Consider the following 12,928-nt stretch of genomic DNA (forward strand, 5'->3'; position numbering starts at 1 on the left):
CGATTTCTGCCGGGCTGTACTAGCTGTGCAGCGCGCGCTTGAGAAGCCGGGTGTACTCCGCGGTAAAGCGCTGGGCGGCGTCGGACTCGGGGGCAAAGAGGTCAAAGGCGTGAAAGCCGTCTGCATAGACGTGAAGCTCGGTGGGGACGCCGGCCTGCATCAGCCGCTGGGCGTACGCGATATCCTCGTCCCGGAAGAGGTCGGGTGTGCCCACGCCGACGAAGGTGGGCGGCAGGCCGCTCACATCCTGGGCACGGAAGGGCGCAGCGTATGTCGAAATCCCCTCACTGCCGGGCTCCTGCCCCAGGTACGAACGCCATCCGATCAGGTTGTTGGCCCGGGTCCAGAGGGGGGCGTCGGGCGTCCCCGGCCCGGCCGGTTTCACATTGGTGTCATCGAGCATGGGGTAGATGAGCAGCTGGTAGCAGACGTCTACCTCGCCCCGATCCCGGGCCAGCAGCCCCAGCCCCGCGGCCAGTCCGCCGCCGGCGCTGGCCCCGCCGATGGCAATGCGCTTCGGGTTGACGCCAAGTTGATCCGCACTGGCAGCCAGCCATTTGAGGGCGGCGTAGCAATCTTCCAGGGGCGCGGGGAACGGATGTTCCGGCGCCAAACGATACTCCACTGAAGCTACCACGCAGTTCAACGAAAGGGCCAGGCTCTTTGCCTTGAGGTCATCCTGTTCGACGCTGCCCAGCACATAACCGCCCCCGTGGATCCACAGCAGGGCAGGCAAGATTTCGGGCCGGTCTTCCGGCTCGTAGACCCGGACCATCACATCGGGCGCGCCCGCCGGGCCAGGGGCGTGTTCATCGCGGCTCACCACGCCGGGGATAGGTGGCGCTTCGGCCGCCATGGCTGCGTTCATCTCGGCCAGAAAGCGCCGAGCGGCAGGGATGTCATCCAGGTTGATGCCACCGGGCACCAGTTGTTCAAACGCGGCCAGTCCGGCCGCCAGCTCTGGATCACGGATGGGATGCATGGGTTTCCTCCTATGAATTTTTCTTGTCGATGTCCTGCACCATCACTTCTTCCCACTATCTTTGCACTGTATTTTCAGCCACAGATTGCACAGATAACACGGATTACACAGACAACGCCGCATGGGGCGAGTGCGCATCTGAGGATGCGCACTCCTCGAAAGGATCACCACCGCCACGCGGAGTTGGCATCCTCAGATGCCGACCCAGTCGCTGCGCAGCCGTTGCCGTCCCTGCACCTGTCCGGATTGGGTGCAACACGTGCGTAGGGCGGGTCTCTGGCCCGCCGTGGGTGGCTGGTTCGACCGCGACAGCGGGCGGGCACGGCGGCCCGCCCCTACGGGAACGGGCGCCCTTCCGGGCACCACCGTGCGGCCGGAGACCGCACCTACGACAGGAGCCGCCATCCGCGCAGAGCGGACGCCACGGATATGGGGGGCGGCGTGAAATCGATAGTTGGGCGGTCCGCTTGTCGGCTGAGGTCTTGTGCAGGGTGTGCGCCATATGGCCCAACCAGCTTGCCGCCAATATACAGCCGTATCTACGGCTGGTCAAGGAAAAAATCATGGGGCAGGGCGGTATCCCTTCGTCAGCCAGATGTCCCCGGCCACATCGCATCCCCATCCCGGTAGGGACCGCCCCCGTGTCGACGTCCAGCCCGGCGAGACAGTGGCCACCTTCGGCGACGGCCTGCGCCGTCTGGCCGACGAAGCCACACCTGGAACGACTTCTTCGCCTACGCAGAAGGATGGGACGAAGCCAGGGGACGTTATCTGGGTCTCCAGGCCGGGTCCACTGCGTCGATCTATCTGGACGGGCTGCTGGTGAAGCCCGAGGCGGCCCAGCGCCAGATGGAGGCAGAGCAAGCTGCAGCGCCGCTGCCCTCGCCTCGTCCGCTGGAAGGCGGGCCCTACCCAAGGGGGGAGGTGCTCCGCGAAGGGGATGGACATGGCGCGCCCGGCCTCCAACCGATGCCCGGAACGGGGACCGTCACCCGGGAGCGAAAGGCCCGACGTTTCTACGGCAGCGTGGATCTGGACCCCCTCCGGGCAAGTCGGGATGCGGCCACCCTCGTCGACGAGATCCTCCGCCACCTGGCCGCCCTGCCCGATGCCGAGATCCGGGTCACCCTGGAGATCCAGGCCCACATTCCGGATGGCGCACCGGAACACGTCGTCCGTACGGTCACGGAGAACGCCCGCACCTTGAAGTTCAACAACTACGGCTTCGAGGAGGAATGAGGCGGCTACGCCCGCCAGGGAGACGGCAAAGATACCCTGGCGCCTGGGGACGGTTCAGCATTAGGAGTTGCTGTCCCGTTTGCCAACCAGCACCATCGCAGGCAAATCGCGCCCAGGTTCGCGAGCAGCATCGCCGCTGTCCGCTGCGACCGGTGTTGGGCGTGCCTCACTTTAAAGCAACTGCAGAAAATCCCTGAAGACAGGGTGGGGCGCCGCCTTGTTGTTTCGCCACCTTGTCTCCCCGCCTCACCACTCCGCCAGCTTCCAGATCTCCGGGTTGGTGGGCAAGGCGCCCGGCTCGCCGATCTCGGCGAAAAGGATCACCGCCTGTTTGAGATGAGCCATGGCTTGCTCGTCGTCCCCGGCCCGGTGTAGGAGATCGGCCAGGTTGTTCTGGATCGCAGCTTCCCGGTGGCGGTCGCCCCAGGCGGCGCAGCGTTCCCGCGCGGAGAGCAGATGCGCCTGCGCGGCGGCGAAGTCACCCTGATCCGCCAGGGCCAGGGCCAGATTGTTGCGCGCCGCGATCTCCGCGCCGGGATCGGGTAGAGTGGCAGCTGCGGCCAGGCTCTTTTGCAGGTAGCGAAGAGCGGATTCCTGGTCGCCTCGACTGCGGGCCAGCAGCCCCAATAGATTCCACACCTCGGCCTGGGCCTGGGTGTCGCCGGCCACCTCTGCCGCCTGGGCCGCCTCCTCTGCCAGGGCCAGGGACCGATCGTCGTCGTTCAAACGGTGCATGGACAGGCTCAACCCAGCCAGCAAACGGGCCCGCAGTTCCGAATGCTCGTTCCCGGCCAGCGCAGCCAGCCCGGCTTGCCCATGGACCGCGGCCAGCTTCCATTCTCCTAATCGCTGGTGCACCCCGGCAATCTGTTCTTCCACCTGGGCCAGGGCCCGCCCTTCCGCGCCCGCTGCGGCCTGTTGTAGAGCCAGCAACGCGGCCCCATAGTTCCCTTGTCGGGTCAACAGCTCACCCTCGGCTGCGCGCAACCGGATTGTGTCTGGGTGTCCCAAGGCCAGGGCCAACCGGTAGTGGGCCAGGGCCTGGGCGTTGGCGTAGAGCTGGCGGGCCTCGTCGCCGGCCTGGGCGTAGAGCTGGGCTGCTTCCTCCTCCAGGCCGGCCCAGCGGAAGTGGAAGGCCGCCTGGCCCGCGAAGCCCAATCCCCGCCGCCGGGCCAGACTTTCGCCCACCCGCCGGTGCAGCAGACGCCGTCGAGCCAGGGCAGTCTCGGCGTAGACCAGCTCCCGCAGCTTCTCGTGGCTGAAATCGTAACGAGGCTGGCCCCCCGGGCCGTTTCCGGCTTGCTCCACCACCAGGCGACGCCGCACCAGCGTCTCCAAGCCCTGGACGGTCTCTTCCTCGCTGCGTCCAGCAGCGGCCTGCACTGTTTCCAGATCGAAGGAACGCCCGATGACCGCGGCCGCGGAAAGCACCTGGCCCGCCATGCCGTCCAGGCTTTCCAGCCGGGTGGCGAAGAGCTCGCGCACACTGGCCGGGGCCAGGTGAACCTCCTGCGCAGCGTCCAGCGTCTCGGGCAGGGCGGCCAGTTGCTCGGCCAGCAGAAAAGGGATGCCCTCGGTCTCTGCGTAGAGCCGCGGGACCAGGGACTCATCCCAGGGGCCGGCCTGAAGCAGTTGCGCCACGTCGGCCAATTCCAGCCGCTCCAGGGTGAGCAGGACCCCCTGGCCGTTGCGCTGGGCGGACTGGACAAGTTGGTGCAGCAGAGGCTCCCGGTCGCTTTCCCCGCTGCGCCAGGTCAGGGCCAGGCAGAAGGGTAGGCCCTGCAGGCGACGGACCAGCCAGGCGAGCAGCTCCATTGTCGCGCTGTCGGCCCAGTGCAGGTCATCGAAGGCCAGGACGCCCGGCGCGGGACCGCGCAGCAGGGCGGCCAGCAGATCGGCCAGAGCCTGAAAGAAACGGGCCTGACCGCCCGGACTATCCAGGGGGGGTGTGGGGGACAGATCGCTTGCATCCGCCAACACGGTGGGGAAGAGGCGGGCGACCTCTTTCCGTTGCCAGACGGGCAATGCAGCCACGGCCTCGCGCCCCTGTTTGGTCCCCAGCAGGGGCTGCAAGGCCTCCAGCAGGGGACCAAAGGCCAGGCCTTCTTCGCCGGGAAAGCAACGGGCCAGGGCCGTGGTTGCCCCCTGGGATCGGGCGCAGGTCTGCAACTCGTCCAGCAGGCGACTCTTGCCTGCGCCGGCTTCGCCACTGAGCGCGACCAGCCCGCCCCGGTTCGCCTGCCGCCAGGTGGACTGGATCGTTCTCCAGCTTTTATCTCGGCCCACCAGCGGCAGGCGCAGATCCGGCGGTGGTGAAGACGACAACGAAGGCGGTGGGGACGGTGGCTGGGACAGGACATCCGGCGCGTCGGCGGGCGCAAACCGGTTGGCGAGCAAGGCGTCATAGAGCGCGGTGGTCTCGTCCAGGGGCGGTACGCCCAGCTCTGCGTCCAAAATGCGCACACATTCCCGGTACTGGCGCAGAGCCGCGGCGGGCTGACCGGCCAGGGCGTAGAGGCGCATGAGCGTCCGGTGAGCCGGTTCGTGCAGGGTGTCCACAGCCAGGCGACGGCGGGCGTGGGCGATGGCCGCGTCCCAACGCTGCTGGCTGCTCTCCCAGGTCACCAGTCGGTCCAGCGCGCTCACGAAGGCCCGGCGCAGGGATTCCGCCTGAAAGTAGTGCCAGTCGTCGAACTCGGCGCTGTCCTTCAGGCTGAAACCGGCCAGAAAGTCGCCGGTGTAGAGGGTCACGGCCTGGCGCAAGGGTTCCACGCAGAGGGGGCAAGGCTGATCCTGCGGGTGGCCGTGGCCGGCGCAGGCAGCCAGTGCGGCGCGGAAGGCCCACAGATCCACCCACAGGTCATCGTCAGGGCGAAGGATAATCGTCTCGCTGTCGGCTTCCAGCCCGCGCCCGCCCAGGGCCTGTTTCAGCGTGGAGAGGGTGCGGCGCAGCGCGCCCTTGGCCCGGCTGCCGTCGGATTCCGGCCAAAAGAGCGTGGCCAGGTGGTCCCGGCTGTGGGGTGTTTCTGCCGCGGCCAGGTAAGCGGCCAGAGCGACGGCCTTGCGCGTGTCCACGGCCACAGGTTGTCCTGCACTGGTCTCCAGACGGGGCGGGCCAAATAGAAGTAAACGCATGGGGCGATTATACATCCTGGATTGGCTCGGCGCAACGAGTTGCGCCACGGATGAATCTTCGTAACGCTCCTCGTGACGGATCCGTGACGCCGGGCGCGTATGCTGACTTTGGACGCGGCGGATTGGAAATATCTGGTACGCTGCGGCGTGAATAAGTCTGCGGATATTGTTATGCGTGGTTCGTGAACCAGTACACACATTACACACTACGCCAGGAACGATTGGGGTAGTTCCGCCAAGCTGTACTAGCGAGAAGGATGGGAAGCCTATGAACGGCAATACGGAAGTGGCAAACAAGGAGACGAGAAGCGACGCTGCGGTGAGCGGGTTGTTGGCAGGCATTTTGGCCGGGGTGGTGATGGTGGCGTTTCTGGCCGCGGCGGGCTTTGCCGGGGGCAGCTCCGTGGCCGACGTGCTGGCCCGCTTCGGGGCTGGGGAGGGCGCGATGCCTGTGGCCGGTCTGCTCACGCACCTGGCCGTGTCGGGCATCTACGGCCTGGTCTGGGGCATTCTCATCCATATCATGCGCCGTTTTTTGCCCGCGCCAGCCTGGTTGCTGGGGCTGGCCTACGGTCTGCTGCTCTACCTGGTGGCCCAGGGTCTCCTTTTGACCGCGCCCACGCCGCTGGCCGGGATCCCCCCCATGCAGTTTCTGATCGCACATGGCGTCTATGGGTTGACCTTGGGGTTGGCCAAGCAGAGAGGGGGATGAGGATGCACTGACATGTTTTTCATCTGTTTCGTGAACCGGTTCATTGATGTACACTACCCAACAAGGGAAATCTCTTATGCAAATCAAATATCAGCCAACATGGCAAATGGTGACTCCGTTTCTTTTTGTTCTGGTTGGATTCGTACTGGCCGCTTGCCAGACCCTGCCGCCGCCATCTGCTCCCGCTGCTGCGGCGCCGGCCATTCCAGAGGCCCGCATCGAGATCAACGCCGACGGGATCGTCGTGCCCGCAGATTTCCCCGGCGGCATCGTCTCCGTGACCGTGAAGAACAACGACAGCCAGGACCTGGATGTGGGTTTCGAGCGCCTGCGTGAGGGCGTTACGGAAGCCGACGCCGCACCCTTGTTGGAGGATGTCACGACGAACTTCGACGCCCTGGGCCAGATGCTCTCGGACATGGGCAGCTTCAATCCGCTGCCGGCCGGCGGTGAACAGGATCTGGTCATGGACTTCCGCACCGGCAGGTTCCTGATATATGCGACCGAACATTCCGACGGACCTCCCATTCCCGGAGCGTCCTATCGTTTCGGCTCATTTGCGGCCAAGGAGCTGGTGGGCACTGTCGAGCCCCAGGCGGATGTGGTGGTGGGCCTGCACGACTTCGCCTATGCCATGCCCGACGAAATCAAGGCCGGCGAACAATTGTGGGAGTTCAAGAACGAGGGCGACCAGTTCCACATGATGATACTGGTGAAACCCAACCCCGGCGTCACCCTCGATGAGCTGAAGACGGCGTTTGCGGCCATGGAAAGTGGCGAGCTAAACGGTCCTCCGCCCTTCGAATTCGTGGAGAACGGCGGCCTGGCGCCCATCAGCGAAGGGGAGCGGGTGTGGGTGAAAGCTTCCCTGGAGCCGGGCGAGTACGTGGCGGCCTGCCCCCTGCCCGACATGGAGGCCATCGCCGCCGGCGGACCGCCCCTGCCCCACTACGAGCACGGGATGATCCGCATGTTTACCGTGAAAGAGTAAGGTACGCCGTTTCGACCCGACCTGCGGCGAGGCCCGATGCTTTCTCGGCATCGGGTTTCGCCACAGGCGCAGCAACGACACCTGAACAGGGAGAAAGACCGTCACGATGGAAATCTTGCAAACACGACGCTTGACCTTCCGACATCTGGAAGCGGCCGACTTGAACGACCTGTTCGCCTTGTATCGAGACTACGCCTTTGGTCGCCTGGGCCTGACGCGCCTGGTCTGTCTGATCGATGAACAGAACCAGGCTTCCATCCGTGTGGCGGAGAAGATTGGAATGGCTTTCGAGAAAAACGGGGAAGACGATGTGGGGCCGTTTCAACTGTACGCCATGGCAGCGCCCAACCAGGCCGAGTCTCGCGGGGACGACTGCCCAGAGGAACCAAACCCATGAACCTGTCATTTTCTGAGCAGAGACTTGGACGCGTCGCTTGGCTGCTGGCCGGGCTGGTCGTCGTCCTGGCCCTGATTGTCCTGCCCCTGGATTTGCGGCAGGCGCCGCCGGCTTCCTTGGCCGGCTGGATTTCCGATCTGATCTGGGGGCTGGCGATCCCGGCAGTCTTCGCCGTGCTGGGGGCGCTGATCGTGCACCGGCGGCCGGGCAACCGCGTGGGCTGGCTGCTGATGATCACGGCCCTGGCCAGCGTCAGCCCCACCGACGTTGTTCTGTGGTTACTGTCAACGCCGTCAACCCTGACGCCAGGCCTGTGGCTGTTGGCGGTGATCAACAACTGGGAGTGGGTTCCGCTGATCTTCGCCGTTTTTCTGATCCCCCTCCACTTTCCCACAGGCCGGCCGCCCTCGCCGGGCTGGCGCTGGGTGAACTGGCTGGCCCTGGGACTGGGACTGTTCTTCATCCTTCTCATTTCCTTGACCACCACCGTCGGCCCCTTCGATGAGTCCTGGCAGTTGCCCAATCCGATCGGATTCGTCCCCATGGAGCTGGTCAACGGGCCCTTTCTGATCTTCTGGGGCATCGGGTTGATGACCGTTGTTCTGGGCAGCGTCGCTTCCCTGTTCGTGCGCTATCGCCGGGCCGCGTCGGTGGAGCGGGAGCAGATCAAATGGCTGCTCTATGCCGGCGCGTTCTTCGCCGTGGCCTACGGCCTGACCTTCTTTCTCACCCCCGCCGGCGCCAGCAGCGACGCCTGGGGAAATCTGGCGCTCACCTTCGCCATTTTGGGGCTGCCGTTCGCCATCGCCATCGCCATCCTGCGCTACCGGCTCTACGACATCGACATCATCATCCGCAAGACGGTGCAATACGCGGTGGTCACCGGGCTGCTGGCGCTGGTCTATTTCGGCAGTGTGGTCCTGCTGCAGACCATCTTCGGCTCGCTGACCGGCGAACAATCCCCGGTGGTCATCGTGATCTCAACCCTGCTCATCGCCGCCCTGTTCACGCCCCTGCGCCGCCGGGTGCAGGAGGGCATCGACCGCCACTTCTTCCGCCAGAAGTACGACGCCCAGCAGGTGTTGGCCGGTTTCGCCGAGCGCTTGAAAAACGCCCCGGCCCGGGATGAGACCGACCTGGACGAACTGCTGGCCGAGCTGGAACGGGTGGTGGGGGACACGTTGCAGCCGGAGGGCGTGAACGTATGGTTGAAACCCACCCAAAGTGATGCAAAACGCGGATGATGCCATGACTCCCAAAGCCCTTTTCTTCAATGTCCCCGGCCACGGCTACGTCAACCCTTCAGACGAGATCGAAGCGCTCCTGGCGCGAAAGGGGGCACTGTGAACAGGTCGCTCATGGAAAAATTGCCAGCCCACGTGACCGCGGTCTTCCGCTGCTTCTACACCGCAGAGCTGACCACCCTGGGGCGGGGCGGCGCACCGGTCACCTGGCCGGTGCTGCCCATCTTCTGGGAGAAGCGGGGCCTGTTCATCGTGGCCACTTCCATTGGTCTGCCCCAAAAGGCGTTCAACATCCGGCGCAATCCCCAGGTCTCTCTGCTCTACTCGGAGCCCACCGGCAGCGAATTGAGCAGTTCGCCGGCCGTGCTGGTGCAGGGCCAGGCCCAGGTGGGGGAGCAGGTGATCGTGGGCCAGGAGGACGCGGAGCCGGAAATCATCGAAGCCATGACCGCCCAGGCGCTGAAATTGGTGCAGAAGCAGCCTGCCATGGGGCTGTACATGCGCAACCCCGTCACCCGCTATCTCATGGACTGGTATTTCATGCGGCTGATCATCACCATCACGCCCCAGCGCATACACTGTTGGGACGAGGGAGACTTCTCCCGCCCCGCCCACCTCTTGGAGGCAACCTATGTGGAATCAGATCGAGCGCCATCTACCCGAGTTCAACAGCGCGGTACTCTCCGCTGTGGACGCTGCGGGACGCCCGGCCAGCTTCCGTTGCCGTCCCACGTTGGATGCCGGGCGCCGGGTGCTGTGGATCCCCGCGCCGCCTGATGATCTGGGGCTGGAGCCTGGCCCGGCCTGCCTCCTCTGCCACCGGCACGACGAGCGCCTGTGGAACCTGAAGAGCTTCGTGGTGCGGGGACGGCTGCTCCATGATAAGGAGGGGTGGGCGTTCACGCCGGAGAAGTTTATCCCCGGCATGGGCATCGGCGGTCTGTGGGGCTATGTACGGTTCGTGCTCACAGGCCGGCGCAACACTCGCCGCTACCTGGCGGCCCGGGGCCTGCCCCGTCCCAAGGTGCCCTGGGGTGACTGGAGCGCCGTCCTGGAAGGCCGACCGCGAGAAGAAAGGAGAGAGGTTCCATGAGCGCGGAGCCTGAGCGAGAACGACTCAACCGCAGCGGATGGGCCGTGCTGGCTGCAGCGGCCGTCCTCCTGCTGCTGAGCGCCGCCAACCTGGTCTATCGCGCCACCCTGCCCACGGACGGCTGGGCGGTGGACACCAGCGGGGGACCGATCGGCAATTGGGTGTACGCCATCAACCTGGTCGGAGCCGAGTCCGGGCTGCTGGTGGGCGATGAACTGGCGTCTGTGGATGGGCGCTCTGTGCGCGACACGGCCACTACCGCGCACGTGGAGCCGCCTCCCGGCTGGCTGGCGGGCAACCAGGTGACCATGACTGTGGTGCGAGCCGGGCAAACGCTGGACGTGCGTGTGCCGGTCGTGCATTGGACGCCGACGGCTCTTTGGCGGTACAACACCAGACCACTGGCCAGGGTCTTCGATCTGCTGAGCAATCTGCTCTTCCTGGCCCTGGCCTGGTTCACCTTCTGGCGGCGTCCGGCCACGCCCAGCGCCCAGGCGCTGCTGTTTCTGGGCACAGCCATTGGCGCTTCTGCCATCAGCGGCCTGCTTCCCGACGGTCTATCCGTGCAGTTCAGCGCCATCGCCTTCGCCCTGACCTACTTCTTCAGCTATGCCATCTGGGGCATCGTGCTTGGACCCTCCCTGCTGGCTTTTTCGCTGCTCTTTCCGCGGCCCAAACGGGCGATTCAGCGCCGGCCTCTCCTCGGCCTGACGCCGGCGCTGTTGAGCGTGCTGGTGTTCGTGGCGGTTGTCCTGCTCCGCCAGGCCATCTGGGGCTGGTTCGCCACCCTGTCCATGGTCCTGGCCACCATCATCAGTTTTGTCCATTCTGGCTTTACCCAGCGAGATGCGGTGAGCCGGGCCCAGTTGCGCTGGGCCATCGGCGGGTTTGTGCTGGGTCTGGCGCTCTTCCTGCTGGTCTTTCCCCTGGCCTTTCGCCTCATCACCGAGCCAATCCTGGTCGCTCTGCTCAGCGGGTTGAGCAGTCTGGGTTTCGGGGTCATCGGCGTCGGTTTCGCGGTCGCCATCCTGCGCTACCGGCTGTATGACATTGACATCATCATCCGCAAGACGTTACAGTACACGGTGGTCACCGGGCTGCTGGCGCTGGTCTATTTCGGCAGTGTGGTCCTGCTGCAGGCCATCTTCGGCTCGCTGACCGGCGAACAATCCCCGGTGGTCATCGTGATCTCCACCCTGCTCATCGCCGCCCTGTTCACGCCCCTGCGCCGTCGTGTGCAGGATGGCATCGACCGCCGTTTTTTCCGCCAGAAGTACGACGCCCAGCAGGTGCTGGCCGCCTTCGCCGAGCGTTTGAAAAACGCCCCGGCCCGGGATGAGACCGACCTGGACGCGCTGCTGGCCGAGTTGGAACGGGTGGTGGGGGAGACCTTGCAGCCGGAGGGTGTGGGGGTATGGTTGAAGAGACCGTAACGCCGCGCCGTAACGATCCCGTGACGCAACATGTGTATCCTGGAACCAGGAGACAATGACGATGATAGCTCAGATAACAGCCCTTTGGCAACGATTTACGACCAACAACAGCGAGCAGGCCGGCGAGCCGGTGGTGGCAACTTCCGACTCGACGCCGCCGGCTGCCGTGCTGCCCCCTGTGGACATTGCGCCCAACGACCCGCTCCTGGCCTATCTACTTCACGTCAACGGGCCGGTGGAGGTGGAGCGTTTGAAGCTGGACTCCCCTGCCCTGGAGAGCCTGAAGGCTGCGGGCACACGCTTGCTTGTCCCTTTGGTAAGCCAGGGAGAACTGATCGGCGTCCTCAACCTGGGCTCCCGGCGCAGCGACCAGGAGTATTCCAGCGACGACCGCAAGCTGCTGGCAGACCTGGCCACCCAGGCCGCGCCGGCCGTCCGGGTTGCCCAACTGGTGCGCCAACAGAAGCTCGAAGCCGCAGAGCGGGAGCGGGTCGCCCAGGAACTGAAGGTGGCCCGGCTGATCCAACAGACGCTCCTGCCCCAGAGCCTGCCGGAAATCGACGGTTGGCAGGTGGCCGCCTACTACCAGCCAGCCCGGGCCGTGGGCGGCGACTTCTACGACTTCCGCACCCTGCCCGACGGCCGCCTGGCGATCATCATCGGCGACGTGACCGACAAAGGCGTGCCCGCCGCCCTGGTGATGGCCACCACCCGCACCCTGCTCCGGGCCGCATCGGAACGGCTGGTCTCCCCCGGCGCTGTGTTGGAACGAGTCAACGACCTGCTCCACCCGGACATCCCGGCCCGCATGTTCGTCACCTGCCTCTACGCAGTGCTGGACCCGGCCACAGGTCATCTGGTCTACGCCAACGCCGGTCACGATCTGCCCTACACCACCGGACCCAGCGGCGTGATTGAACTGGAAGCCCGAGGCATGCCCCTGGGGTTGATGCCTGGGATGCACTACGAGGAGAAGGAAGTCACCCTGGCGCCCGGCGACACCGTGCTCTTTTACAGCGACGGGTTGGTGGAGGCCCACGATCCCGAGCGGGAGATGTACGGTTTTCCCAAACTGCGGGAGGAGCTGGCCGGATTCGAGGGCGACGACCTGGTGACCTACCTGCTGGACACCCTGCACGCGTTCACCGGTCCCGGCTGGGAGCAGGAGGACGATGTGACCCTGGTCACCGTACGCTACGATGGCCCGTCGAGTGTGCAGAGAGAAGATCCTGTCCAGAAAGGGGAGGTCGCCTTGTTGGCGAATTTCGAAGTACCCAGTGCGCCGGGCAACGAACGCCGGGCCATGAACCAGATTGCCGAAGCCGTGGCCTCCCTGGATCTACCGCCGGACTGCCTGGAAAAGCTGAAGACCGCCGTGGCCGAAGCCACCATGAACGCCATGGAGCACGGCAACCAGTATCGGGAAGATCTGCCCGTTCACATCCGGGCGGAAGTGGAGGGGACGCGGCTGCGGGTGTCGATCACCGATCACGGGGGCGGCGCACAGATTCCCGAAGCGACCACGCCCGACATCGACCTGAAGCTGGCCGGGCTGGAATCGCCCCGAGGCTGGGGACTCTTTCTCATCAAAAGCATGGTGGACGAGATGAACGTGCACACCGACGATGAACATCACACCGTCGAATTGGTGGTCAATTTGGATAAGACATAGAACGCAGATGACGCAGATTGGGCGGATTCC

11 protein-coding genes are annotated in these 12,928 nt (G+C 65.2%); 9 read left to right on the top strand and 2 right to left on the bottom strand.

All coding sequences use genetic code 11. The annotated features are described in order from the left end of the window. Positions 1 to 19 precede the first annotated feature (19 nt). A complete protein-coding gene (locus tag FKZ61_RS00780) occupies positions 20 to 982 on the bottom strand; it encodes an alpha/beta hydrolase (protein ID WP_141608153.1) in 963 nt (320 codons plus the stop codon). Between the two features lie 822 nt (positions 983 to 1,804). Between FKZ61_RS00780 and FKZ61_RS00785 the strand changes: the two genes are divergently transcribed. Beyond that, positions 1,805 to 2,221 (top strand): hypothetical protein, encoded by a 417-nt coding sequence (locus FKZ61_RS00785; protein WP_141608154.1) that lies wholly within the window; start codon positions 1,805 to 1,807, stop codon positions 2,219 to 2,221. A gap of 246 nt (positions 2,222 to 2,467) precedes the next feature. Here FKZ61_RS00785 and FKZ61_RS00790 read toward each other — a convergent pair whose 3' ends face one another. Further along, positions 2,468 to 5,356: an ATP-binding protein gene (locus FKZ61_RS00790; RefSeq protein ID WP_170199019.1), complete on the bottom strand. Its 2,889-nt coding sequence runs from the start codon at positions 5,354 to 5,356 to the stop codon at positions 2,468 to 2,470. 268 nt (positions 5,357 to 5,624) lie between these two features. Here FKZ61_RS00790 and FKZ61_RS00795 point away from each other — a divergent pair, with 268 nt between their 5' ends. From FKZ61_RS00795 to FKZ61_RS00830, 8 genes are all read left to right on the top strand, one after another. Then, entirely contained in the window at positions 5,625 to 6,068 is a 444-nt protein-coding gene (locus tag FKZ61_RS00795; RefSeq protein ID WP_170199021.1) for a DUF6789 family protein, read from the top strand. 76 nt (positions 6,069 to 6,144) lie between these two features. Next, positions 6,145 to 7,059, top strand: coding sequence for a hypothetical protein (locus FKZ61_RS00800; RefSeq protein WP_141608157.1), 915 nt, complete (start codon positions 6,145 to 6,147; stop codon positions 7,057 to 7,059). A gap of 115 nt (positions 7,060 to 7,174) precedes the next feature. Next, positions 7,175 to 7,456 (top strand): GNAT family N-acetyltransferase, encoded by a 282-nt coding sequence (locus FKZ61_RS00805; protein WP_211358341.1) that lies wholly within the window; start codon positions 7,175 to 7,177, stop codon positions 7,454 to 7,456. Beyond that, the gene (locus FKZ61_RS00810; protein WP_141608159.1) at positions 7,453 to 8,700 is read left to right on the top strand and encodes a hypothetical protein; all 1,248 of its coding nucleotides are present in this window, start codon (positions 7,453 to 7,455) and stop codon (positions 8,698 to 8,700) included. Before FKZ61_RS00805 ends, FKZ61_RS00810 begins: the two co-directional genes overlap by 4 nt. 114 nt (positions 8,701 to 8,814) lie before the next feature. Beyond that, on the top strand, positions 8,815 to 9,477 hold the full coding sequence (locus tag FKZ61_RS00815) for a pyridoxamine 5'-phosphate oxidase family protein (protein ID WP_141608160.1): 663 nt from the start codon (positions 8,815 to 8,817) through the stop codon (positions 9,475 to 9,477). After that, positions 9,452 to 9,793 (top strand): hypothetical protein, encoded by a 342-nt coding sequence (locus FKZ61_RS00820; RefSeq protein WP_141608161.1) that lies wholly within the window; start codon positions 9,452 to 9,454, stop codon positions 9,791 to 9,793. The genes FKZ61_RS00815 and FKZ61_RS00820 overlap by 26 nt, the downstream gene beginning before the upstream one ends. Then, positions 9,790 to 11,226 (top strand): hypothetical protein, encoded by a 1,437-nt coding sequence (locus tag FKZ61_RS00825; protein ID WP_141608162.1) that lies wholly within the window; start codon positions 9,790 to 9,792, stop codon positions 11,224 to 11,226. Before FKZ61_RS00820 ends, FKZ61_RS00825 begins: the two co-directional genes overlap by 4 nt. Positions 11,227 to 11,287: 61 nt before the next feature. Continuing rightward, positions 11,288 to 12,898: an ATP-binding SpoIIE family protein phosphatase gene (locus FKZ61_RS00830; protein ID WP_170199023.1), complete on the top strand. Its 1,611-nt coding sequence runs from the start codon at positions 11,288 to 11,290 to the stop codon at positions 12,896 to 12,898. The last annotated feature ends 30 nt before the right edge of the window (positions 12,899 to 12,928 follow it).

This window comes from Litorilinea aerophila, assembly GCF_006569185.2.
Classification (GTDB): domain Bacteria; phylum Chloroflexota; class Anaerolineae; order Caldilineales; family Caldilineaceae; genus Litorilinea; species Litorilinea aerophila.

Coding starts and splice junctions, on each gene's coding strand:
- FKZ61_RS00780 (WP_141608153.1), bottom strand. CDS start 982: ATGCATCCCATCCGTGATCCAGAGCTGGCGGCCGGACTGGCCGCGTTT.
- FKZ61_RS00790 (WP_170199019.1), bottom strand. CDS start 5,356: ATGCGTTTACTTCTATTTGGCCCGCCCCGTCTGGAGACCAGTGCAGGA.
- FKZ61_RS00795 (WP_170199021.1), top strand. CDS start 5,625: ATGAACGGCAATACGGAAGTGGCAAACAAGGAGACGAGAAGCGACGCT.
- FKZ61_RS00800 (WP_141608157.1), top strand. CDS start 6,145: ATGCAAATCAAATATCAGCCAACATGGCAAATGGTGACTCCGTTTCTT.
- FKZ61_RS00810 (WP_141608159.1), top strand. CDS start 7,453: ATGAACCTGTCATTTTCTGAGCAGAGACTTGGACGCGTCGCTTGGCTG.
- FKZ61_RS00815 (WP_141608160.1), top strand. CDS start 8,815: ATGGAAAAATTGCCAGCCCACGTGACCGCGGTCTTCCGCTGCTTCTAC.
- FKZ61_RS00825 (WP_141608162.1), top strand. CDS start 9,790: ATGAGCGCGGAGCCTGAGCGAGAACGACTCAACCGCAGCGGATGGGCC.
- FKZ61_RS00830 (WP_170199023.1), top strand. CDS start 11,288: ATGATAGCTCAGATAACAGCCCTTTGGCAACGATTTACGACCAACAAC.